This window comes from Paenibacillus sp. XP01 (assembly GCF_057364885.1).
Genome location: NZ_CP139481.1, coordinates 1,012,288 through 1,035,287, shown reverse-complemented (window position 1 = coordinate 1,035,287; position 23,000 = coordinate 1,012,288). Strand labels below are relative to the sequence as shown.

The following is a 23,000-nucleotide window of genomic DNA, read 5'->3' as shown; positions in this document are numbered from 1 at the left end:
AGGCTGTATAAATGCTCTCCTGTGATATAAAGGGTAAAATCCGTGGTTATCATCCATCCGCTCGAAGCTGCACTGTTCGCCTGATGGCTTGAATGTCCCCATATTATCAAATAAAATACAATTACATCAGACTCATAATCCAAGAAAAGGTGGATAAATCCGTCCTATGCGAAAGTCACTGGAACATTACCTGTGCGGCAAGTTCATCACCGAAGGCAATTGGAGCCATATGCGGCGCAGCATGCCTGTTCACGAGATCATTTTGATGCTGGAAGGTGAGATGTACATCGCGGAAGAAGAGGAGCGGTTCGTCGTTCGTGCCAATGATCTGCTGTTCCTGAGAGCTGGCCGCACCCATTACGGCTACCGGATCAGCGACGCGCCCGTCAGCTTTTACTGGGTTCACTATGATGCCGTGCAGGCAGAGTTCCGGCACTTTCCGACGCATGCCACCATTCAGGTGCCTTCCATGGCCAATCAGCTGTTCAAGCAGCTGCTGCATGTGTCGTCCTTCTCACCGGAGGAAGCCGATGCGGCTACCCTCTTGCTGCTCCGAGAGCTGAAGCGTAACATCCAGGCCGATTATCGCCCGCACAATGCGATTGTGGACCATATTTGCAAGTGGGTCGACATTCATCTGCATACGAACATTACGGTGAGCCAGATCGCGGAGAATTTTAACTTTAACAAGGACTACATCTCCAAAATGGTGAAGCGCGAGAAGGGAGTCGGACTCAAAACCTACATTCTCACGGAACGGATTCGCCGAGCCAAACAGCTACTGCTGAACACCAATGCCAGCGTGAAAGAAATTGCCGGACAGTGCGGCTTCTCCGATTACAAGCTGTTCCTGCGCATGTTCAAGCAATACGAGGGCAACACCCCGACCGAATATCGCAATCACTTGTACTCGACGCAGCTCAATCGATAATGCCTTGGTCTATAGAAATGACTGAGTCGCATATAGAAAATTTGAATGAATCCGATGAAATGGGTTGTGATACAATGCATGATAATTACATTTCTAACTTAACCCATAAGATAAGGGGGATTAAAGATGACAACGGCTGCCATTACGATTCATCCTGCCACCAAAGCTGACCATGACGACATTGTACATATCCTTGTGGCGAGTTACGCCGAGTATCGGGAGACGTTCGAACAAGCGGACCGATGGGAGGCTTACTTAAAAGATATCAGGGAGTCCGTGGACAATCCGTACCTGACGGAATTGTGGATTGCCAAGATCGAAGACCGGATTGTGGGCACGGTTCAATTGTTCGAAACGGCGCACAAAGCCTATCCGAATTTTGAATTGCCGATCGATTATCCGTTTATCCGTTTGCTGGGCGTCGATCCGGAGTGGAGGGGTCACGGGATTGCACGGGCATTGCTCCAGAAATGCGTCGAATCCGCCAAAGCCATGGGAAAAAATACGGTCTATCTCTATACGGGCGGTCAGATGGTGAATGCCATCCGATTATATGAACGTTTCGGCTTTGTCGAGGATGCGGAGTTCAGCTCTGAGGGGAATGGAGGCAAAGCTATCTGCTACCGTTATGATTCATAGTGAGGGATCCATGTTAAAAAGACCGCTCACCCGAGCGGTCCTTTTCGTTGAAGTGCTGCATCATTTGCATCATTCAACTTTATTTTAAAATCTTAGCTTAGCCTCCGATCTCCACCAAAATCTTCGCATGGCTCTTATCGCTCATCAACAGCTCCAGGCCGTCCTGCACGATATCATCCAATTTGATCTTTTTGGTGATGACCTGTTTCACATCAAGTGCTCCTTCTGCAATCAGCGAGATTACCTCTGGAAAGATATGGCGATACGCCAATGTCGCGGTCAGATTTGCTTCCTTGACCAGCAGTTCGAAGAAGTTCACTTGAAGCGGGTTCGGAATCGCAGCGATGACCACGACTTCCCCGCCTTTTTTGACTACGGTTACAGCACTGTCCATCGTTGGCTGCACGCCAGCCGCTTCATATGCAACGTCGATTCCACCCGATTGCTGCAGGATGACTTCCGTGGCATTGACTTTGGCGCTGTTCACCGGAATCGCTCCCAATTGGGCTGCCAGGTTCAGGCGTTCCTCAAACACATCGACGGCATAGATTTGAGAGGCACCGGCAGCTTTGGCCGACAAAATGGTCAATAAACCGATCGGACCGGCTCCGTATACCGCTACCTTGTTCCCCACTTTCAGCTTGCTGTGACGCACCGCGTGAAAAGCTACAGCTGTCGGCTCTACAAGCGCGCCTTCCTCAAAGGATACGTTATCCGGTAACGGATGCACCATATAGGCTTCGACCACTACATACTCGGCAAAACCGCCATCGCCATTCAGCCCAACGAATCCGAATTCGGTACATTGATTATACCGTCCCTGGATACAGTACTCACATTTTCCGCAATGATAGAGCGGTTCTACGACGACCCGGTCGCCTACGCTGATACCGCTTACATTCTCTCCCAGTTCACTGACGGTTCCTGCAAACTCATGCCCGAGCGTCAACGGCGCTTTCTGTCCCGAGAGCGGATGATTCTCTCCCTCCTGAATCCCTACACCATGGTGATAAGCGTGCAAGTCGCTGCCGCAAATGCCGGCATATTCCACTTTTATCTTAACCTGACCCTCCTGAGCGACCGGAACCTTGCGATCTTCCACACGAACGTCTTTATGTCCATACCATACCGCTGCTTTCATCACGTTCATCCCCTTTGTCTACATGCCTAATAGCAATGAATGTCATGCTTGTCTTTTTATTATATCGCCGTTCATGTATTATTCATATTTATAGATATTAATGTTAACATTAGATATATTAATACTAAACGGAGATGAGATCATGAATCTGGAACAGCTTGAATATGTCGTCGAAATCGCCAAAACCCAATCGTTCTCCGCTGCCTCGGAGCATCTTCATGTCACGCAATCCGCGATTAGCCAATCCGTTCATCGACTGGAGAAAGAACTGGGGATGACCCTGTTCGAACGCTCCAGACAAGGTACCCACCCCACGCCTGAAGGCAAACAATTTATTGCCAAAGCGTTAGACATTTTGCAACGAATCGATGAATTGAAATCGCTGAACGCCGAATCGTCCTCCCTGACCGGAGAGCTTCATGTGGCTACTTTCCCCAGTGTCATGCCTTATCTTGTCCAGTCTGCTGCAGAGATGAAGCGGGAGCATCCGCAGCTAAGCATTGCCATTGAAGAGAAAGGGTCGATGGAGATCATTGAGGATATACGCAACAACAAAACCCATCTGGGCTTTATCGCGATCTATACCAAGCAGCTGTGGGAATTCGACGGTCTGCATTTCACGCCCATGTATTCCGGCAAGCTCGTCGTATGCACCCATCATCTGTCCGAATTGGCCAAACAGCCGCGCGTTACGCCTGACCAATTGAAAGAACATAAACTCGCCCTGTACCGGGACGGCTTCATCGAGGATTTTCTCCGGGAGTTCACGTATGATTACGGACCACTGTCCATCCTGTTCAAAACCAATAACTCCGAAGCCATCAGTACCGTGTTAAAAAACAATATCGCAGCTACAATCGGCCACGACTACTCCTTTTACCAGCATCCGCTGTGGAAAGAAGGTTTGGTCAAAATGGTCGAGATTGCCGAGATCGAACAGCCCAAGATGCAAATCGGCTTCGTGCAAACGGAATCCAAAGAGGTCGCCGCTGCCGCAGAACGATTCGCCCGGCGTTTCAGACAGGCCATCGAGCTGGATCATCTGTAATCTTGTGTATACAAAGCTCCCTGTTATACCTTCACTTTTCTCACGGCTTCGCTCATCTCGTTCGTCTGCTGCTCCAGCATGTCTGAGGTTTGCGCCACCACAGCAGCAGACTACTCCATCCGACACATCCGAGATATTTTCCATCTGTTTCTTCATAAGGTTCATGCTATGTTTGCCGGACTCAGCGGTCGCAAGTGCAGTCGTTGCCGCATCCGACACCACCATAGACGATTCAGGCTCATTGGGCAAAAAAACTCCAACGCCAAAAGCGTTAGAGTCTGTTCATTTTTTAATGATTGAATTTAGGCCAAGCATGAGCGCATCTCTAAGAATATCGGTGTAATTGTCATATTCCTTTTCTACTTTTATCTTATCAAAAACTTGTTTTATAGTCCCATCGATCACAACAGTAAGTCCCTCTACCTCAATCTCAGTATTTCCTTTACGAAATTTATCGCTAATTATGGTTAGTTTGTCACTCATGTTAGTCCTCCTCCTTTAAATGATTTTGCTCTACTTGATATCGTTTCTTTATTTCATCCACACCCTGTATAACCCAATAACGCTCGTTAGATGGAATATCATCTTCAAAACTTGCATACTCACCAGACCAACCGTTAGGGACATATTTCTCAAAAGGTAATGTTTCGGGAAAATTAGAGACTAGTCTCTTATGGTCAAAATGAACGAGGAGCGACGGAGCCACAGATAGAATGGTATCCCCGTAGTTCCCTGACTCTATAATTGTTCTGATGTCATCTAGATTAACCTTGTATCCATCAATTGCATTCAGAAACTCTTCTGCTGTTTCCTCATTAACAACTTCAATGTTAAATCTAAAGTCTAGAATGGGATCTAAATCATAACTATAGCCAGCCTTCAAAAAATCTTCTCTACGTTTGTTTAAATCCAAAATCCAGTAATCTTTATCGGTTAGATACCAATTAAAAATATTTTTATAATAAACTCCAACAATAATAATGTCAGCATAAACAGGTTGGTTGGTCACAAATTCATCTCCATTTAAACATCATGAAATTCTTCTATCTTTTCTTAGCACTGCCTCCATACTCTTCTAGCCATTCCATCCAAGGTACAGGGAACTCATAGCTTGTTCCTGGCGTTGTAGGATCAACTATTTTAACCGCTGTCCCTTGCTGATTAAGAGGATTATTTTTGTAACCGTCTTGAGGTATTAGTGTCTCTTTCACAAAATCATCTAACCATTTCGGGACTTGGAATTCCACTATTTCTCCACCAGGCCTTTTGGAATCTCTGTAGTAAAGTGCGTGTTCCAAGTCATAAGCACTAACATTTAAATCAGCTTTTTTGTTTGGTATTTCTATACTACCATCTTCATGTACAACAATTCTATATTGGCTGGTTTTACTACCACTTCCACCACCTTGAACTCTGTAATAGGCAACCGTTTCATCTTCAATATTATTTTTCCCAAACTCTTTTTCCTTCTCCACAAACTCGGAAAATTTAGAGGATTCTCTCGCCTTTTTGGACTCGGATATATTTTCTATTACTCGAAGACGTTGATCTTGAAATCCATTAAAGCCTCCCGTCATTTGTCCTGTACCCGGTGGACGGTTGAAGGCATTTATTTTCACACCGCCTCCTGATGATGTCAGTAGATTATGCGGCTTAATGAGAGAAGAGGCATATCCGGTGCCGACCAACATTCCTCCCATACCAATCATATTAGCCCAGTGCTCACTAGACCAGGCATTGGTTGGGAAGGTAGCCTCCCGGATCGTGCCATGAATACCGAATGTAAGCCAATTGGCTGTATCATTGGGAGAATTGAACGCTTTATCTGCACGATCCATATACCCTTGAACGAGTCCACTAGGAATACCGAACGTCCAGTAATCCAAAAATCCACCAATACTATCATAACGTTTTTGATATCGATCTTCCGCAGATTGCATGAATGCACGACCCAACTCTGCCAAACTGTCAGCCGATTTTTGGAACACATTACGAGTATCCACTGCAGGAGCCCTGCATTCATCTGGCGGCGGTGGTGCACACCTCGGGTCATAAGATTGTACGGTTTGACTATCGACCAGTTTGAACTTTTCCGCATGACCTCTGAGTTCTTTCGATATTGACATTGATAAGGTGACAAAGTTATCCATAACCTGCTGTGCATGAGTGAAATCAACATAAAATCTTTCTTTTGTGCTGCCATTCCACCCTCTCTCAATTTCAAACAACCGTTGTTTCAAGTTATTATTCATTTGGTAAATCCGGTGCTGGGCGACTTCGAACTGTTTGGATACGGCAAGAAGTTGCTCTGGGGTTACTTTTATTGTGGTCATGGAGTACCTCATATAATATGTTGGTTGTTAAACGAATATTTACTTCCGAATTTTATTGGCATAAGAACACGGTTCGATAATAAAATGAAGCTTTATTATAGTAAACTCCCCAATGAATAGGTAGCTACTAACGATGTATTTTTATATAGTTCTCAGCACCCCATATACATCCGAAATATAGCAGTACTTGGAACCTAATCTTGGTTCTGCTCATCCTAATCTTCCTACTTCGTCTATCCCAACATATTAATTTTAGAGTTAACTTTTCCTCAATATGAAGTCACGTTTACTGTTGACATTTGCTTATGAATCAGTTCGATTTATAAGGAGTATCTATGTCTTCTCCAACTTCATTGATCGTCTCTTCAATGATTTCCCTAACTTGCTTGTCCAGACCCCTGTTCAAAGCTGACTTCATTAACTCATAACTTTTTGTCAAATTTAGATTTATAACTACATAAGCGTAATGATCAACTAACTCCGCAGATGAAACATCCCACAGTTGTTGCACAATATGATCCACTCTTGATCGTAGATTAATTTCCAACAATTCGTAGGTATAGACCTTTCTATCCGCCAATTCGGATAATGTTTCTAAAACGTCTATGCTGTCCAATTTCTCTACGTTTTCAACCAAATCCAAGTAAGCTTCAAAGTGTTTGTTTAAATCTTCTTTGGACATTACATCAGGTAAATTTTTAATATCCGAAAGTTTCATAATACCCCCAAACTATTCGTAGTTTAATCAACCTACCGTCACCACTGTTGTTCAAGGTGTTACTATGATCGTTGTAACGATGTATCTCGTTCTGAATCAACTATTTTCAAAGTAAACACAGATAATTTTGCAGAGGCTGTTGGTTTATTAGTCTAGTACGTGCTCCCCTTCAGGCCCTTCGAGAAAATTCCCGGCGAACGCACCTCCGGACTGTACATAAATTCTAACGAACATCAGACACGCTATTCACCACAGATTGGCACGTCTGAAAATGTAACGAACCTGAGAAACGCTATTCCACCTTCGAAGCATGGATATTACCCATTAATACGCAAATAAGACCGCTGATGTTCGTTAGAGATCCACCTGCCAGCTACTCACTCCGTTACCTCCGACTCTCGCATAACGGCAGCCCTGCACTTCTTCGTTTCCAAATCGGCCAGCCGTACAGGGATCGGCAATCGGCTCTCTTTATTGACCAGCCCCAGCACCATGCCGGTGGCCGTATCGAGATCGATCCAGTTCCCGCAGGACACGAACACGGGCTTGACGTTCTGGTGCGTGCGCAGCGTGCGCCCGTATACTCTGCCATCAACGACGATATCCGTGTAAGCTCCCGCCTTATCCGCGGGCATTACATAGTCCGTGTCGCCGATTTTCAGATAACTCTTTGCAACGCCAATCGTAGGTTTGTTCATATAAAAGGAGGCATGCGTGGCAATGCCCATATTCCGCGGGTGCAGGAATCCGTTGCCGTCGAACATGACGATGTCCGGATCGTGCTCCAACTGCTTGAAGGTGTCCATGATCAGCGGCAGCTCCCTGAACGACAAATACCCCGGAATATAAGGCACCTTGATCTCGTCCCGCAGCGATTGCACCTCCAGCACGGCATGTGTGCGAACATCCACGACACAGATGCAGCATACGGCATGCGTGGTTCCTGCGCTCTCCCAATATGCAAGATCAACGCCAGCGACAAGATGAATGTTCTCTTGCTCCAGTCGATTTTCCAATTCAATGTGGCGAACCAATTCCAACTGGATCTGATTGAACGTTTCCTCCGTCCATTGATCCGGCAATATTTGCTCCATGGCTTTCATCAGTTTTCCCCATTCCCTTCCTTTCATTGTGCATCCACGTTCTCTTAATCCCCTCTATTCTACACTGTCATTACACGCAAAAAAACAAAAAGGCACCCTGACGCCAAGTCAGAATGCCTACCACCTCTTGTCTTTCCATACAACGATTGCAGCTCGCTGCTTACGCCGCTTGCCGTCCCTTCGTTTTCCGAAAACGTAAGAGTGACCAGAGGATTAGAACCGCCAACACCGCAAGACAAATGCTGATGCTGAACCGGTTTCCCTCATCGAAAATAAACATAATGGCGATCACGCCAAGGCACAGCACCACCGCTCCCGTAATGTAAGGGAATCCCCACAGCTTGAAGGTCGGCTGCACGGGATATTGCTTGCGCAGCTTCAACTGCGATGCCGCGATGCAGATCCAGACCAGGATGACGACGAAGCCCGGCACCGCCAGCAGCACGCGGAACAACTGGTCCTGGGCGAACAGTCCGAGCAAGGAGCCTGCCAGCAAAATGACCGTGCAAAACAGCAGCGTATTGATCGGGCTGCCGCTGCGATTCGTGCGGGCCAACGCCTTCGGCGCTTCTCCCCCGACGGCCATGGAATGCAACATACGGGATGCTCCGTAGATACCGGAATTGGCCGCGGACAGCACCGCCGTCACCAGAATGAAGTTCATGATGTGTGCCGCGCCCGGCAACCCGGTGGACGCAAGCACCTGCACGAACGGACTGCTCTCCGGTCCAAGTTCATTCCACGGAATGAGCCCGCAAATAATAAGGATCGGCAAGGTGAAAAACAGCATGATGCGCAGAATCAGGTTGCCCACCACTTTGGGCAGCACGCGCTCCGCATTTTCCGTCTCAGTCAAGGTCATACCGATCAGTTCGGAACCGCCGTAAGAGAACATGACCACGAGCAGCGCCGAGAAAATCGATGACCAGCCATTCGGCAGGAAGCCGCCGGACTGGGTATAATTTTGCAGATAGGGGGTATTATCGCTCGGAATGATGCCAAAGATCAACCCCGCGCCAAGCACGATAAAGATGATGATCATCGCTACTTTGATCCCTGCCAGCCAAAATTCAAATTCGCCGAAGACACCGACGCTGAGCAAGTTGACCGATATTATGAACGCGGCACACAACAGGCTGAGCACCCACAGCGGCACCCCCGGGAACCAGTACTGCAGGAAGCTGCCTGCCGCGATGACCTCAATCACGCAGACGGAGAGCCACAGGAAACAATACATCCATCCCATGACGAAAGATACCCTGCTGCCAAAGGCCTGCTGGATGAAGTCTTTCATGTTTTTGTTTTTGTACACGGTGGCCATTTCGGCCATCGCGGCCATGACCACGAGCAACAGCAATCCCGCGAAAATGTAAGTAATGACGACGCCGGGGCCGGCCAGTCCGATCGTTTCGCTGCTGCCTTTGAATATGCCCGTTCCGATGACGCCGCCCATGGCCATCAGGCTGATATGCCTTGCCTTAAGCTTTTTTTGCAATGTTCCTTCTGTCTGAGCCATTGAATTGAAGTCCTCCCGAGTAAAACGTCTGTCTGCATAGCTTCTTGGCGTTCAAGCGCTAAACAACATAATGTCCAGTATACCCGATTATTCATGACTCAGCACGTAAGTTTTTTATATCCAAAACCACCCACATTGAGACGTCAAGGAGGATCGATTGGAAAGATGAAAAAAAGCCCTGCATTATTGCAAAGCTCCCATTTATTCGCATTTAATGCCTATTCGTTTTTGTTTTAACACATTCCGGATCGGTCTATTCCATCTCCGTCTATAATTCTTTCGTCATAAAGGCACTGTTCGGGTCCGGCGCATAATCGGCGAAAGGTCCGCAGTAACTGAAACCGAAATCCTCATACAGCTTCCGTGCGGGAATGAAAGAATCCATCGATCCTGTCTCCAGGCTGAGGCGCTTGTAACCCCGCTCTTTCGCCACCTCGATAATGTGGGCAAGGATGTTCCTTGCCACGCCTTTGCGCAAATGCGCCGCTGCCGTACGCATCGATTTCAGTTCGCCGTGCTGCGAATCCAGCTCCTTCATCGCACCGCAGCCCATCAGTTCTTCGCCTTCCCATGCGCACCAGAACGTTACCTCCGGCCTTTTCAATCCTTCCAGATCCAGCGCATGCACGCTTTCCGGCGGCGAATCGGCAAACATGCCTGCCAAATGCTCCGCGATCAATGCTTTAACTTGATTTCCGCTTAAATCGTCTACCCGAATCTCCAATCCGACCACTCCTGCCAACGTATGATACCACCCGAATACCCTGCAACCATTGCCGAAAATGCGGATGTTCAAATTTCAACTTTCTCCTATTTTACTACCATGTCAGGTTTTATCACAACTCATCAGGTAACACTGTCGTGAATTACTGCTGAGTTTGATTTCATGTCCGTTCATGACAATAATCAGTTTTATTTTGACTAAAGTTGAGGATAGGATCAGTCCCTGAGAATCCGCAAGCCAGCCCAAACTAACCGAGAAATCAGGTAATCTGAAGATAATGGAATATGGAACCTATGCCTCACCGAACGGAATGGTTCCATTTTATTCAGTTATATCTCTTAACTTAACTATATATTTTTTATTTGACTATTAATCCATAATTTAGGTATAATAGAAAAAGGTATTTAAAACTATATACTTAGGAGGTAATTTTTTGAAGAAAATGGGTTTTATTTCTAAATTCTTTCTTACCGTTGTCCTAGTTTTCTCCTTTAGTACAAGTGCTTTTGCTTTAGAGTCGAATGAAGTTTATTCTGAAACACACAGTAAAGTAATCCTTACGGATGAAGAAGCTGCCGAGTTATTGAGTAACTTAGTTACCCTTGATGGCAGCCAGACAGCGAATACAAATCAAACATCATCCGTTGAATTTACAACATTGGCTGGACCACTTGCAGTATGGCAATTCGAATCTTTAGAAAAAAACGGGCTCTATAACACAGGACAAACTATCACAGTATCCGAAGATGGATATTACGATGTCACAGCAGTTCAATGGGCCGATAGTCTACAACTCGTTCGTAGCCCAACGGTATCCTATATTTTCGCAAATCCAAATACTGGTGCAAAAGTGAGCGAGGGCTACATTTTCGGAAATCATACAGACACCAATACTAAAACTAAAATAAGGGTACCAAAAGGTACATACCATATACATGTATTCAATCATAGTGGGTACAGCGTATCAGGGAACGGGTACATTTATAAAGGTATTTAATTGTTTTAATAGTTTAAACCTTTAGCCTACCATGTTCATTATCTATTTTTGTTGCAATGAGTGGATAGGAGATATTATTTCTCCTGTCCATTTTACTATAATTTAACCCTAACAGCCTCGGACTAACTTTCCCAAAAAATCGTCTGCAAACCGCTTATATGATGATATGTCTTCGTTCAATGCCGGACACTGTACCGCCAACCCGAACCTGACTAATCTCCCCATCCTGGCTCAGACGCAATCCGGCCTTGATTTCGGAAGAACAATCCATGGAATACCCTTGCCTGAAGGTGACATCCTCCGCTTTCCGCAAAGATCGTTGACCATATTTATACAAATAGCAGAGCAGTGCACCGTTGGAGGTTCCTGTCGCGCTCTCCTCGGGAATATCGTAAAGCGGCGCAAAATTTCGGCATTCCGCGACTGCATCGTCTGGAGTATCCAACGCGAACAGATGATAGCCGACCACATCGTATTTTTGGCTAATGGCGGTTATGGCGTCCAAATCCGGCTGCACCTTATTCAAGAGTGTCCTGCTGCGAATCGGAATCAAAATGTCCCGCAGCCCCGTCGAAACAATCTGGATGGGCAGCCCTGCTTCCAAATCGTCGGCATCCACCCCCAAAGATGGGGCGATTTCCTCAGCGGATATCTTTTCAAAAAATTGCGGCAAAGCCTGTGACAAATAGACGAGGCCATCGACGCCGATATCGACATCCAAAACTCCGGCTTTCGTTTCTATGGTGCAGGAGGTTTCCGCCTCTGCCAAACCCAGCGAGTGCAGCAGTCCAAATGCGGCAATCGTGGCATGTCCGCACAGATCGACCTCGTTCGTGGGCGTGAAGTAACGGATTTTGTAATCCGCAACCGTAGATTCCTCCATAAAAGCCGTCTCCGAGAAACCCACTTCCTTTGCAATGAGCTGCATTTCGGCAGCATCCAGCGCAGCAGCATCCAACACCACGCCAGCCGGGTTCCCGCCACGCTCCCCTTTTGCAAACGCATTTAACGTATATACTTCCACCTTCATGTTAAGCTCGTCCTCTCCCATCATTGAAAGGCTGATGTTCCCAAATTCGCGCAAATTAACTCTGCTGATACGATACAGCCGTCATTCCGCATGGCTCGCAGGCAAATATGTAGTACATGCCTTCACCGTACTCCTCGACCATTCCCCAATCAAGCTGGCCGACTGCCTTCATCCGAGCTGAGCAGCAGGGACAATTCGGGTATTCCGCGTCCTGTACCCAGCCGGGATGGCCGCCGATCTGGGACAAGGAAGGTTCCATCGCCCACTCGCTGCCATGAAACGGATGCCGGGGCTCCCGCGCGATTCGGAATTGGTCCGTTACCGCAGTAAATGAACCATCATAATCATCCGTGTCCATCTCTCCCGCTCTGTACGGCATCACATTATGTTCGCTCCAGACCGGCTCACCTTGTTCGTCGATCTCCATATACACTGTTCCATAACAACTGCAAACGACACAGGTCCGAGCAGCAAACCGATCCGCCTTCCAGGAAAGACCGGCCAATGCCGGGTGCCCCGCATCCAGGTCGATCAACGTGGTTAACGGCCCGTTACACCACGGACAGCATGCCGAGTTAACCGCCAACATCCGCACAGGGTCGCCGTGTTCGAAAGCAGCCGCGTTCTCCTGCTCCCGTACACGAAACAAAGCATAACTCGGCTGGATAAACAAATCTCTGCGCGTTCCTTCGGCCGTCAGCTCCCAGCCCCCTTCCATCGCATAATGCTCCGGAGGCACATGCAGCCGATCTCTCCACGCCGGCGGCGACTGTCTCCATTCCCGGAACTGCCGCACAACCCGCTCATCCCCGATATAAGCCAGCATCAGCAGCAAATGATTGCGGTGCTCGTCGTCCGTCTCGACCTCTCGCAACAGCCGATCCCGCAGCGAAGGTGACGCGCTTCGGAACAACATGGCCGGATAATATACTTCATATTCCAGCAATTCCGGCAAATATGCCGTAAGGGGCAGATCGTGATATCCCGATAGCAGCGTCAGGATTTCCGTCCCCGTATCCTCATCGCCGTCCCGGATCATCTCCATTGCAAGGTCAGCCATGCGAAGCTGCTCTTGTTCCGACAATGACAGATATACCTGCTCTTTCGAACGTTCATAAGGGAGGTAATGAATCAACGGATCGCGAGGCTGATCGGTATGCATGATGCTCAGAATCTCCACCGGATCCGAAATACCTTCGTACAGGTTCACGTCCCGGCGATTTGCTTCGATGTACCTGCGACGTTCCTCCCGCTCAATCTCCTGCTTGCACGGCATGCAAATGCCGCCGGTTTTGGCCGCCGTGGCCGGTAAAACGGTATTGCCGCATCCTTCCCTTGCGCACGGAATTCGTTCCGCCATGGGATCACCCTCCTTGAGGTAAAATCTTCTAGGGACGAGTATACCATACGCCTCGGAGGGAAGGATGAAGTATTCTTGCTAGCCATGGATGCATAAAAAACACGCCACGAAGTGGCGTGCCCGAGTTGTCATGCTGTTTATTGCCCGATACCGATACCCTTTATGCCTCAATGGTGCCCCAATTGGTCCCGGGTGAATTCAAAGAAGGCAAGCGCCTCATCGACGCTTGGGAATCCCGCCTGAGCTATGCTGTCACTGCCGCCGCCCTTGCCCTGATACGCACCCAGGTTGCCTTTGAAAAAGGCTCCGCACGCCCAATGCGGCTGACCCTTCTGCGCGAGCACGACCTTGGCCTCGGAACGCGAAACAAACAGCACGATGCCTTCATGCTCGGCGGTCAGCTTGGTCGCCAGGCTTTGCATGTCTTTGACGGATTTGTCCTCAAACACTTGCGCGATGACCAACCCTTGACGCTGTGCGAGCAGTTCCTGGGCAAAATATGTATCATTCGCGGCTTTGACCGCGGATATTTCGGCCTGAAGCTGCTTCTGCTCCGCTTCCAGCTTGTCCAAACGTTCCAGCAGCTCGTCCCTGCCCGTCTTCAGCTTCGCGGAGATCGCTTGGGTTACGCGCTGCACGGCGCCGAATTCTTCGAGCGCCCGGAAGCCACATTTGAAATAGATGCGGGTACTGCCCTTCACGCGCTCTGTTTTCAAAATTTTGATGATGCCGATCTCGCCCGTGGATGCGACATGCGTTCCGCCGCAGGCATTGTATTCCACACCCTCCATCTCCACGATGCGAATGTTCTCCGTCACCGACGGTTGTTTGACGAGCGGCAATCTCGCCGCTTCCTCTGCCGTAACCCACGAAGCGGCGATGCGGGCATTGCGGTAAATTTGCGTATTGGCCTCGAGCTCGATGGCGGCAATCTGCTCGGTTCCCAGTTCAGCCGAAGCGACGTCGATCGTGGCATAGTCCGTACCGAGATGGAAGCTGAGCGTCATTGCGTCCGCCAGCTTCAACGTAACGGCAGACAACAGATGCTGACCGGTATGATGCTGCATATGATCGAACCGGCGCTCCCAATCGATCCGGCAATCCACTTCCTCTTGCTCAGGTGCACGCTCCACCTTGTGCCAAACCTCATCCCCTTCGGAAATGACGTCCAGGACGTCAACTCCGCCGATTTGTCCCAGATCGCAAGGCTGACCGCCACCGTGCGGATAAAACGCCGTCTCGGCCAGCGTCACGTAGGTTCCGTCCTCTTTGTCCATTTTGCCGGTAATGCGCGTATGCCACTCCCGTGTGTATGCAGAGTCATAATATAATTTGTGCGTCATCGTCTCTTCTGTCCCTTCTCGTTCAACGTGGGCTATATGTGTATGTTGCGTAATATCCTTCGCTTAATTACATTAAACTAAGATTACACTATTGCATTCCCTCATGCCAATTTCAGGAGAAAAAGACGGCAAAAGACCGCTCTGCATGCCCATATGCAGAACGGTCTTATCCGGTTTCGTTAACAACGTACCGATGTTGTATTCGTTATTTCAGCGCCTCGGACAGTTCCGTGAAAATGACGCCGAGCGCATACGCCCCCGCATCAGGATAGCCCAAGCTGCGGTCGCCTACGGTACCGGCACGGCCCATGCGCGCAACGATGTCTTCCGTTTTCTTCGCGCCGTCCACGGCTGCTGCCGCGCCTTTGGCAAACGCGGTCTTGAAGTCATCGCCGGACCGAGCGCTCTGCGCCCAGGCATCGGCGCAAGGCACCAGCGCGTCGATCAGCGTTTTGTCGCCGACGACCGCGCCGCGGCCGAAGGAGCGTTCGCCGGTGGATTGAATGCCTTTGACCGCAGCCTGCATCATTTCAGCGAAATCGGAAACGCTCAGTTCCAGTTTGTCGCCCACGGCCTTGCCTGCCGCCCGGAATGCCGATCCCCAGATCGGTCCGGAAGCACCGCCGCAGTGTTCCATAATGACGAGCGAGCATGCATCCAGGAAGGAGCCGATATCCTTCTTTTCCTCCCCCACGATATGGCTCCATTCCCGCTTGAGCTGCCGGAAGCCTTTCGCCACGCTCATGCCAAAGTCGCCGTCCCCGGCATGGGAGTCGAGCTCGCAGAACGGTACTTCGTTTCGAATGATGATTTCGCTCATCTTGTCGATCAAATAGACGACGTTGTCCAACGTAAAACGTTCGTTTCGAATCACGGCCGCTTCATCGGAGGTCTGGACCCCAAAGGAAACCTTAGTCTCTGCACCAGAGCCCCCAGCAGATTCCAACACGTCCGTATAGTCCGTATAGACAACCGGCGCTGCGGGAGGACCGGACACCTTGAATGCAGGCGCTTCGCTCTCCTCAAACAGCAGCGACTTCAGCTCCTCGTCCAGCTTCAGAATTGTAAGGGAAGCGCCGGCCATGTCGATGCTGGTCATGTAGTTGCCCACAAACGCTGCTGCAACCTTCAGCGCCGGATGTCCTGCCAATTCCCGCTGCACCGCATTGTTCAGCAGGTACAGCTCCTGCAGCGGCGTCGCCCCGAAACCGTTGACGAGCACCGCAATTTCTGCCGGTTCCCCGGCATCCAGCTTCAAGTCTGCCAGCAGTGCGCCGACCATTCGGCCTGCCAATTCATCCGCCGTCGCGATTTTCTCGCGCCGAATGCCAGGCTCGCCGTGAATGCCTACGCCGTATTCCATCTCGTCCTCGGCAATCTCGAACGTCGGCGTGCCTTTGGCAGGCACCGTGCAGGACGTAAACGCAAACCCGATGCTGCGCACGTTTGCCGCCGCGCGCTCGGCCGCCGCTTTCACTTCGGCCAGACTGCGTCCCAATTCTGCCGCCGCCCCGGCGATTTTATGAACGAGCACCGTGCCGGCCACGCCGCGTCGTCCTACCGTGTACAAGCTATCCTGTACGGCAATGTCGTCCTCGACCTTCACGTACTGCACTTCGATGCCGTCTTCTTCGGCAAGGTGGGCCGCGTTTTTGAAATTCATCATGTCGCCGCTGTAGTTTTTGATGATCAGAAGCGTACCCTTGCTGCCTGCCGTCGCTTTGATCGCCTGGTACACCTGAATCTGGGACGGGGAGGCAAACACGTCGCCGCAAACGGCCGCATCCAACATGCCCTTGCCCACGTAACCGGCGTGTGCCGGTTCATGACCGCTGCCGCCGCCGCTGATCAGGCTGACCTTGTCCGCCTGAACTTCTCTGCGTTTGATCACTTTGTACTTTGGCAAAAATTCAAGCTCCGGATGCGCCAGCGCGATCCCGCTGCACATTTCCAGCACGACGTTTTCGGCTTGATTGATAATTTTTTTCATTTATTTCGCCTCCCGGCGCGCTTTGTATTCACGACCGATCCGGTCCGCCGTTGCAATCGCCCCGGCCACCTCGGCCACCGTGAACGGGAACGGCATGGCATGGATGGACTCTTCCGGAATGCATGCCTTCTCGGCGACTTCCAGCAGTTCTTCCTGCGTAATCGTCTCTACGCCGATGTCGGCCAGGCTTACGGGCAGGCCCACATTCAGGCAAAAGTCGAGTACTTCGTTCAGTTCCTCGGTCGGCGCGTTTTCCAATACGAGCTGCGCGATCGTGCCGAAGGCCACTTTTTCGCCGTGAAAATAATGATGCGTGCCCTCCAGAATGGTTAATCCGTCGTGGATCGCATGGGCCGCAGCCAAGCCGCCGCTCTCGAATCCGAGCCCGGACAGCAAAATGTTCGTTTCCACGATGTTCTCCAGCGCCTGAGTAACCATGTTGCTGTCAGAGGCGGCCTTCGCTTTTACCCCATCGCGAAGAAGCATTTCGTAGCACAGCTTCGCCAGCGCCAGCGCTGCGTTGGTACCGAATGCAGGCGGCGTCAGTCCTTCGCGTGCGCCCATCGGCAAGCTGGCATTGACGCGTGAATAGGATTTCGCCGTAGCTCTCGCTTCAAAGTACGTGGACAGCGCGTCGCCCATGCCGGAAACGAGGAATCGCGTCGGCGCATTGGCGATGACGGTTGTGTCCACCAACACCACGCTTGGGCTTTGTTTGAAATACGCGTAATCGTCGAACGCGCCATCCGGCGTGTACAATACGGCAGAATGGCTCGTTGGCGCATCCGTGGCCGCAATCGTCGGACAGATGATCAAGGCTTCGCCTTCAGCCACGCATTTGGCCGCATCGATCGCTTTGCCTCCGCCGAGGCCGATCGTGCAGGTACATTTTTGCTCACGAGCGATGTCCTGCAACCGAGCCACCTCTTGACGGGAACACTCCCCTTTAAAACCGCTTTCAACAAAAGTAATATCGAACTTGGCTGCCGTGGCATCCAATTTTTCCTTTACGCGCGCGACATCGTCGGGATGACCGATTAACAAGGCGGAGTCGCCAAAGGATTTCACGAAATACCCCAAGTTCAACAGCTCATCTTCACCTTGCACGTATTTGGTCGGGCTGATAAATGCTTTTCTCATCACGAAAAACCTCCTATGGATAACTCGAATGGCTGATATTTCATCGCATGAACGTTATACCATTTTAAATTTGAATGACCGGCTTGTACTATCAATATATAACAGGGGCATCGCACTGACAGTGGAATTTGATAACAAATAATTATAATTTGCAATCGTAATTTTTTGCTTTCTGCCGGAAAGATGGTATGTTATTGTCATGCGAAGGTGTATCTTTGCCTCGAGCGTGTTCATTACAAAAGGCGCCTAATATACATTACCCTTTCAGTTGTTTTTTAATATGAATTCAGCCCAAGGCTCGGTTAATCTGTGAACGATGGAGGCATGCCGCCATGATTAAGGAATACTTGCACATTAACAAAATACTCGACCTCGATAAGTGGAAGCGATTGCAGGACTCGCTCGCCACCGTCACCAAGCTGGCCATCCTGACCGTGGACTACAAAGGCAATCCCGTTACAGGCCACAGCAGCTGCCAATCGTTCTGCCAGAGCGTACGCCAAGATCCCGAACTGCTGCCCTACTGCCAAAAATGCGACTCGCGCGGCGGCCTGGAAGCAGTGCGGTTGAACGAGCCTTACGTCTATTCATGCCATTTCAATATCATCGACATTGCGATTCCGATTACGATTGATGGCAAATACATCGGCGCGGTCATGGCTGGACAGGTGAAGCTGTCCAATCCCGAGAGCGCACGTGACCTGGAACAAATCGTCTCCCCCCAGAACCCCGGGCTGCATGAACGCAAACTCGCGGAATTAAGCGAACAATACGATCAGCTGCCGGTCATGACCTACGAAGAGGTCGTCAAAATTTCCAACATGCTGTCTCTCTTATGCAATTACATCGTGGAGGAAGCCCTGAACAAAAACCTGCTGGTTGAAATGTTCGAAAAAGCCTCCGCTTCCGGAACACAGGAGTCGCTGAGCCTATCCACCATTTTGCCCGGCTACTCCATTCGGAACATCGAATCGATCAAACGGGAAATGACCAACGCCATCGCTAATGCTTACCTCAGCAGCAGTCCCAAAGAAGCAGACATTGCGAGCCCGGCGCTCCAACCGGCGCTGGACTTCATGCACAGCCACAAAAGTGAACAACTGACGCTCAAAAAAGCAGCCGAGCTCTGTCATCTGAGCCCAAGCTATTTCAGCCGACTGTTCGCCAAGGAAACTGGCGAAAATTTCAGCAGCTACGCTGCGCGCCTCAAAATCAATTGGGCCAAACAGCTGCTTGAGGTCACCGACATGCCAATCGCCCAAATCAGCGACGAATTGGGATTCAACGAATCCGGGTATTTTATCAAAACATTCAAAAAATACGAAGAAATCACGCCTGCACTATATCGAAAATACATTCAGGAGCAGCGGAACTAGCTGCCTGATTCGTGGATTTTCAAAAATGGTGGTTTCCCTGCAAAAAACGGCTGCACAGCACGCAACCGTTACTGCACAGCCGCTCTTCGGCTTATCCAATCATATCATTCAGGATTGCATTATTGGGCCGTCCCCAGGACCTTCCACTCCAAAATACCGGTAGAAGCCGGAGCGTTCGCCGAGATTTGAAGCCTGATCTTCGTCGTGCTCACTGGACTAAACGTCGTTGTGTTGTATGCATCCGCATTCGTACCCAATCCTTGGGCATTTTGCACGTCGCGCCATACGTTCCCGTCCCAATATTGGATACTGTACGAACGAGGCACATCGATGCCGCCATGATCCTTGAACCAATACACATCACTTCGGCTGAGGGTATACGTACGGTCCAGATCGTATTGCACCCATTGCGTACCCGTTTCCGGCCAGTTGCCGTATACCGGATGTGCCCGGTCATTCGAATGCAAGGGATCATATCCATCATTTAGGGCTGCAACCGTTTCCCAGGGTGAAACATAAGACGCAGACACCTTGGCATTGCTCGCCACGTTGACAGGCTCATTTCCCGCCGGCACCAGCGGGAACCGCGACGTATCCTTTTTAAGTTGACTCCATGTATACCTCAACAGCCAGACATCCCAATTCGTAATCGTGGGAGAGTTGCCTGCCCACATGATGGTTGGCACCGGGAAACCTCCTGGCGGGCGGTCCTGCGGCTCGTAGAAATCAGGCATGCCGAAACCGTGCCCGATCTCGTGTTCGGTAATTTGAATCTCGTTCTGGTTGACCGTGCTTAGAATATAATCGTCAGACATGCGCTGCCCCCAGTCACCGCCGGCACCACCGCCGAAATTGGACGTTGCCCACAAATACATGTCAAAACGCTTGTCCAGCCCGCCGGGATATGCATAATTCGGATTCGAGAAATGCTCGAAGCGTGACAATTCATTCGGTGCATGCGGCAATGCCGCCGGAATTCGCGGATCGGACTTGCTTAGTTCGTCTACCGTGGTTGTAGTGTACACGATCTCGCCGGATTGTTTGTCCAAAATCTGCGCTGGATTCGCGACCGCCCAACCGACGACTTTCACAGCAATCTCTCCATAGGGCCAGCCATCGTATCCCTGCAAGTGTTTGGTCCAATTGTTGATCTGGCGGCCAAGCATCCGTTCGATGTCTTTTCGCTGCTGCAAGGTGAGGTTTTTGGCCGATTGCCAGCGAACGACGTAGTTGAGCGTTCCTTTCCCGGCGAAAATCTGGTCATAGATCAAGTTTTTTCGACCGACGGAGTTTTCCTTGAGCATGCGATTCGTATACACCCATTCAATGGACGATTTCAATTCGGCTGGCATGTCCGTTAAAACCGCGTTGACGGCAATCCCCGGGTCAGATGCAGCCATTGCCTGCGGAGCTTGCCCCCAGGCCCCACCTCCAAGCATCGTTGCGGATAAGGCCAGAGACATTACGGTTAATGCAAATTTACGTCTTGTAAACATCATTTTCATCCTTTCCCTATTCAAATTTGTAACGGATCACTTCACTCCTTAATCCCGCTTTCTTTATGGTATTTATTACCTTTATAATATGTATTTTACATTACTAATCTTTGGCTTCCATGATTCCTATGACCTGTTTTCATAGAATGCAACATGGTTTTTTGTGCTCAATTGTGCATCTTCGGCGGGAATGACAATTTCTAGAGTAAAAGGCTGGGCAAAACCCAGCCCCTCCTCATCAAACCGTACGTGAGGTTTTCCCTCATACGGCTTTCCGATGTTCTTCGTTCATGGGCATGCAAATTACAACAGCGTTTTTAGTCCATATTGGGCGGCGATATTTTTAACCTCAGCTACTGAACCCATCCATTTTCTGCGTTGTCTCTTCTTCGCGTACCACCGGGTTAACCGTTGCAAAATATACCAATCCAGCTTTGCTAGTCTCTTCTGGCTGTAGCTTGTGTAATAATAATTTCTCCACCCTTGAATCTTCAGATTGAGCCATTTCACATGTTCTGCAAACGATCTGGATCGCATACTTGGCGGGGATAATCGCTCTTTAACGACTCCACGAATACGTTCTTCTGCCTTTTTGGTTAACCATTGCTGCGTGGTGTAATATACCTTCCCTTGCGACGTTTCTGCTTTCGTTTTTCGGTGGTGCATCCCTAAAAAGTCGAATCCTTCGTTTCCCGTCCATAAGCCTACAATGCGGGTTTTGGTCGGATGCAGGGTTAGCTCTAGACGTTCCATGATTCTGCGTATAAGTTCATACGCATGCTCCGCGTCCTTTTTGGTTTTGCAAACCACCACAAAATCGTCTGCATATCTTGTCAGTTCTCCCACTCCACTTCCGTGTTTCTCCCACAATCGGTCAAAGTAGTTCAGATAGATATTCGCGAGCAGTGGAGATATGACACCACCTTGCGGTGTTCCTAAATCAGAACGCCGTACGTTTCCTTCTTCCATGATTCCCGCTTCAAGCCACTTCCGGATTAACTTCAAGATCCTCCTGTCATTGATACGCATTTGTACCAATTTCATGAGCTTCTCTTGATTCATGTTATCGAAGTAACCTTGGATATCGACGTCGACTACCCAATTCCCTTTGCGGTTGCAGGCTTTCCGAATTCGTTCCAGCGCTCCTTTCGCACTTCGTTTCGGACGAAATCCATAAGATACATCCTCAAAATCTGCTTCAAAGATAGGTTCGATCACGAGTTTCGTTGCCATCTGGATGACTCTATCGCGCACGGTGGGTATGCCCAGCGGTCTTTGCTTCCCATCTTTCTTTGGGATGTAGTGCCGCCGTACAGGCTGTGGATGGTAGTTGCCTTCTTTCAACGCTCCTTCGCAGTCCTTGAGGAAAGTCAGTTCTCCTTGTTCCTCTATGTCAGCCAGCGTCACAGCATCTACACCTGCCGCTCCTTTGTTCGCTTTCACTCGTCTCCAGGCTTCCTGCAAGACATCCCACCGGTAGACTTTGTCGTACAAAGCATGGAATTTACGCTTGTTGTTCTTCTTGGCCACATGACCTAGCTTTTCTTGGAGTTGTTGAACTTTTTCCTTTGGTGTTGTTAGCCGTCTGGCATTCACTCACTCGTACCTCCTCCAAAAGCATAAACAAAGCAGGGCTCCTTCCCTCCCCAAGGTTATGTTGTCCTTGGGTTCTTCGGTACTATGAGCCCCTCGGACTCCCTTCCCACAGACGTTTCACTTCGTCTTTTAGACTTATAGAATGTCTCTTTACGAATTCCTAAAAAAAATTCCGTGTGGGGGAGGGTCTCCCCAGTTCACTGCATCCTCTTTCATTCCATGCTGCTCCCTATACGCCGGAGGATTCTTCGCTGTTGTTCCAAGTTCTTTGCAGCTTCCATGGCCTTCGTCCACATTCGCGAGACTCGGCTTCCTCTTGTCCCTCTTGCGAGGCCTTTTTAACGACGCGGCAGGATTCACTTCATGTTACAGCCTGGCTTGTTGCTCGCCCTGTCTCTGACAGGTACTTTCGTCGATACGCTTTTGCGCACAGATTTCGCTATACGCAAGTATCCTAGCTACGCAGGGGCTTGGCCCCTCCTGCGACCGGACTTTCACCGGCTAGAAGATGCGTGCTTA

Annotated in this window: 20 protein-coding genes; 5 read left to right on the top strand and 15 right to left on the bottom strand. The window is 49.7% G+C overall.

The window, feature by feature from the left end:
* Positions 1–166: 166 nt before the first annotated feature.
* Entirely contained in the window at positions 167–931 is a 765-nt protein-coding gene (locus SNR34_RS04715) for a helix-turn-helix transcriptional regulator (RefSeq protein WP_339276214.1), read from the top strand.
* A gap of 126 nt (positions 932–1,057) precedes the next feature.
* Positions 1,058–1,570: a GNAT family N-acetyltransferase gene (locus SNR34_RS04710; RefSeq protein ID WP_486181267.1), complete on the top strand. Its 513-nt coding sequence runs from the start codon at positions 1,058–1,060 to the stop codon at positions 1,568–1,570.
* Positions 1,571–1,667: 97 nt separating this feature from the next.
* Here SNR34_RS04710 and SNR34_RS04705 read toward each other — a convergent pair whose 3' ends face one another.
* Positions 1,668–2,711: a 2,3-butanediol dehydrogenase gene (locus tag SNR34_RS04705; protein ID WP_486181266.1), complete on the bottom strand. Its 1,044-nt coding sequence runs from the start codon at positions 2,709–2,711 to the stop codon at positions 1,668–1,670.
* Positions 2,712–2,853: 142 nt separating this feature from the next.
* Between SNR34_RS04705 and SNR34_RS04700 the strand changes: the two genes are divergently transcribed.
* Positions 2,854–3,759, top strand: coding sequence for a LysR family transcriptional regulator (locus SNR34_RS04700; RefSeq protein ID WP_486181265.1), 906 nt, complete (start codon positions 2,854–2,856; stop codon positions 3,757–3,759).
* A gap of 282 nt (positions 3,760–4,041) precedes the next feature.
* Here SNR34_RS04700 and SNR34_RS04695 read toward each other — a convergent pair whose 3' ends face one another.
* From SNR34_RS04695 to SNR34_RS04665, 7 genes are all read right to left on the bottom strand, one after another.
* The gene (locus SNR34_RS04695; protein ID WP_236421035.1) at positions 4,042–4,242 is read right to left on the bottom strand and encodes a hypothetical protein; all 201 of its coding nucleotides are present in this window, start codon (positions 4,240–4,242) and stop codon (positions 4,042–4,044) included.
* A 1-nt stretch (position 4,243) separates the two neighbouring features.
* Positions 4,244–4,768, bottom strand: coding sequence for a hypothetical protein (locus SNR34_RS04690; RefSeq protein ID WP_343261410.1), 525 nt, complete (start codon positions 4,766–4,768; stop codon positions 4,244–4,246).
* A gap of 34 nt (positions 4,769–4,802) precedes the next feature.
* Positions 4,803–6,092, bottom strand: a complete 1,290-nt coding sequence (locus tag SNR34_RS04685) for a WXG100 family type VII secretion target (protein ID WP_343261409.1) — start codon at positions 6,090–6,092, stop codon at positions 4,803–4,805.
* Positions 6,093–6,402: 310 nt separating this feature from the next.
* A complete protein-coding gene (locus SNR34_RS04680) occupies positions 6,403–6,810 on the bottom strand; it encodes a hypothetical protein (protein WP_343261408.1) in 408 nt (135 codons plus the stop codon).
* 377 nt (positions 6,811–7,187) lie between these two features.
* Positions 7,188–7,904, bottom strand: a complete 717-nt coding sequence (locus tag SNR34_RS04675; protein ID WP_486181264.1) for an endonuclease V — start codon at positions 7,902–7,904, stop codon at positions 7,188–7,190.
* 169 nt (positions 7,905–8,073) lie between these two features.
* Positions 8,074–9,429 carry an amino acid permease gene (locus SNR34_RS04670; RefSeq protein ID WP_486181263.1) on the bottom strand — a complete coding sequence of 452 codons (1,356 nt, stop codon included), beginning with the start codon at positions 9,427–9,429 and terminating at the stop codon, positions 8,074–8,076.
* Positions 9,430–9,697: 268 nt separating this feature from the next.
* Positions 9,698–10,153 carry a GNAT family N-acetyltransferase gene (locus tag SNR34_RS04665; protein WP_236421049.1) on the bottom strand — a complete coding sequence of 152 codons (456 nt, stop codon included), beginning with the start codon at positions 10,151–10,153 and terminating at the stop codon, positions 9,698–9,700.
* A 433-nt stretch (positions 10,154–10,586) separates the two neighbouring features.
* On the opposite strand from SNR34_RS04665, the gene SNR34_RS04660 reads away from it, so the two are divergent.
* Positions 10,587–11,150: a hypothetical protein gene (locus SNR34_RS04660; RefSeq protein ID WP_486181262.1), complete on the top strand. Its 564-nt coding sequence runs from the start codon at positions 10,587–10,589 to the stop codon at positions 11,148–11,150.
* A gap of 154 nt (positions 11,151–11,304) precedes the next feature.
* On the opposite strand, the gene SNR34_RS04655 is transcribed toward SNR34_RS04660, so the two are convergent.
* The 5 genes from SNR34_RS04655 to SNR34_RS04635 all read right to left on the bottom strand — a co-directional run bounded on the left by SNR34_RS04655 (position 11,305) and on the right by SNR34_RS04635 (position 18,013).
* Positions 11,305–12,180 (bottom strand): PhzF family phenazine biosynthesis protein, encoded by an 876-nt coding sequence (locus SNR34_RS04655; protein ID WP_486181261.1) that lies wholly within the window; start codon positions 12,178–12,180, stop codon positions 11,305–11,307.
* Between the two features lie 55 nt (positions 12,181–12,235).
* Positions 12,236–13,540 (bottom strand): DUF1963 domain-containing protein, encoded by a 1,305-nt coding sequence (locus SNR34_RS04650; protein WP_486181260.1) that lies wholly within the window; start codon positions 13,538–13,540, stop codon positions 12,236–12,238.
* 167 nt (positions 13,541–13,707) lie between these two features.
* Positions 13,708–14,883 carry an alanyl-tRNA editing protein gene (locus SNR34_RS04645; RefSeq protein WP_343262135.1) on the bottom strand — a complete coding sequence of 392 codons (1,176 nt, stop codon included), beginning with the start codon at positions 14,881–14,883 and terminating at the stop codon, positions 13,708–13,710.
* Positions 14,884–15,088: 205 nt separating this feature from the next.
* Positions 15,089–16,873: a dihydroxyacetone kinase subunit DhaK gene (dhaK, locus tag SNR34_RS04640; protein WP_486181259.1), complete on the bottom strand. Its 1,785-nt coding sequence runs from the start codon at positions 16,871–16,873 to the stop codon at positions 15,089–15,091.
* The gene (locus tag SNR34_RS04635) at positions 16,874–18,013 is read right to left on the bottom strand and encodes a glycerol dehydrogenase (protein WP_343262137.1); all 1,140 of its coding nucleotides are present in this window, start codon (positions 18,011–18,013) and stop codon (positions 16,874–16,876) included.
* Positions 18,014–18,345: 332 nt separating this feature from the next.
* On the opposite strand from SNR34_RS04635, the gene SNR34_RS04630 reads away from it, so the two are divergent.
* Complete coding sequence (locus SNR34_RS04630; RefSeq protein WP_486181258.1) at positions 18,346–19,389, top strand: PocR ligand-binding domain-containing protein; 1,044 nt, start codon at positions 18,346–18,348, stop codon at positions 19,387–19,389.
* Positions 19,390–19,508: 119 nt separating this feature from the next.
* Here SNR34_RS04630 and SNR34_RS04625 read toward each other — a convergent pair whose 3' ends face one another.
* The gene (locus tag SNR34_RS04625) at positions 19,509–20,852 is read right to left on the bottom strand and encodes a discoidin domain-containing protein (protein ID WP_486181257.1); all 1,344 of its coding nucleotides are present in this window, start codon (positions 20,850–20,852) and stop codon (positions 19,509–19,511) included.
* Between the two features lie 336 nt (positions 20,853–21,188).
* Entirely contained in the window at positions 21,189–22,481 is a 1,293-nt protein-coding gene (ltrA, locus tag SNR34_RS04620; RefSeq protein WP_236421567.1) for a group II intron reverse transcriptase/maturase, read from the bottom strand.
* Positions 22,482–23,000: the final 519 nt, after the last annotated feature.

Bases quoted from the DNA above. Each gene is read 5' to 3' on its own strand.
- SNR34_RS04715 (WP_339276214.1), top strand. From the start codon at position 167: ATGCGAAAGTCACTGGAACATTACCTGTGCGGCAAGTTCATCACCGAA.
- SNR34_RS04710 (WP_486181267.1), top strand. From the start codon at position 1,058: ATGACAACGGCTGCCATTACGATTCATCCTGCCACCAAAGCTGACCAT.
- SNR34_RS04705 (WP_486181266.1), bottom strand. From the start codon at position 2,711: ATGAAAGCAGCGGTATGGTATGGACATAAAGACGTTCGTGTGGAAGAT.
- SNR34_RS04700 (WP_486181265.1), top strand. From the start codon at position 2,854: ATGAATCTGGAACAGCTTGAATATGTCGTCGAAATCGCCAAAACCCAA.
- SNR34_RS04695 (WP_236421035.1), bottom strand. From the start codon at position 4,242: ATGAGTGACAAACTAACCATAATTAGCGATAAATTTCGTAAAGGAAAT.
- SNR34_RS04685 (WP_343261409.1), bottom strand. From the start codon at position 6,092: ATGACCACAATAAAAGTAACCCCAGAGCAACTTCTTGCCGTATCCAAA.
- SNR34_RS04680 (WP_343261408.1), bottom strand. From the start codon at position 6,810: ATGAAACTTTCGGATATTAAAAATTTACCTGATGTAATGTCCAAAGAA.
- SNR34_RS04675 (WP_486181264.1), bottom strand. From the start codon at position 7,904: ATGGAGCAAATATTGCCGGATCAATGGACGGAGGAAACGTTCAATCAG.
- SNR34_RS04670 (WP_486181263.1), bottom strand. From the start codon at position 9,429: ATGGCTCAGACAGAAGGAACATTGCAAAAAAAGCTTAAGGCAAGGCAT.
- SNR34_RS04655 (WP_486181261.1), bottom strand. From the start codon at position 12,180: ATGAAGGTGGAAGTATATACGTTAAATGCGTTTGCAAAAGGGGAGCGT.
- SNR34_RS04650 (WP_486181260.1), bottom strand. From the start codon at position 13,540: ATGGCGGAACGAATTCCGTGCGCAAGGGAAGGATGCGGCAATACCGTT.
- SNR34_RS04645 (WP_343262135.1), bottom strand. From the start codon at position 14,883: ATGACGCACAAATTATATTATGACTCTGCATACACACGGGAGTGGCAT.
- dhaK (WP_486181259.1), bottom strand. From the start codon at position 16,873: ATGAAAAAAATTATCAATCAAGCCGAAAACGTCGTGCTGGAAATGTGC.
- SNR34_RS04635 (WP_343262137.1), bottom strand. From the start codon at position 18,013: ATGAGAAAAGCATTTATCAGCCCGACCAAATACGTGCAAGGTGAAGAT.
- SNR34_RS04630 (WP_486181258.1), top strand. From the start codon at position 18,346: ATGATTAAGGAATACTTGCACATTAACAAAATACTCGACCTCGATAAG.
- SNR34_RS04625 (WP_486181257.1), bottom strand. From the start codon at position 20,852: ATGTCTCTGGCCTTATCCGCAACGATGCTTGGAGGTGGGGCCTGGGGG.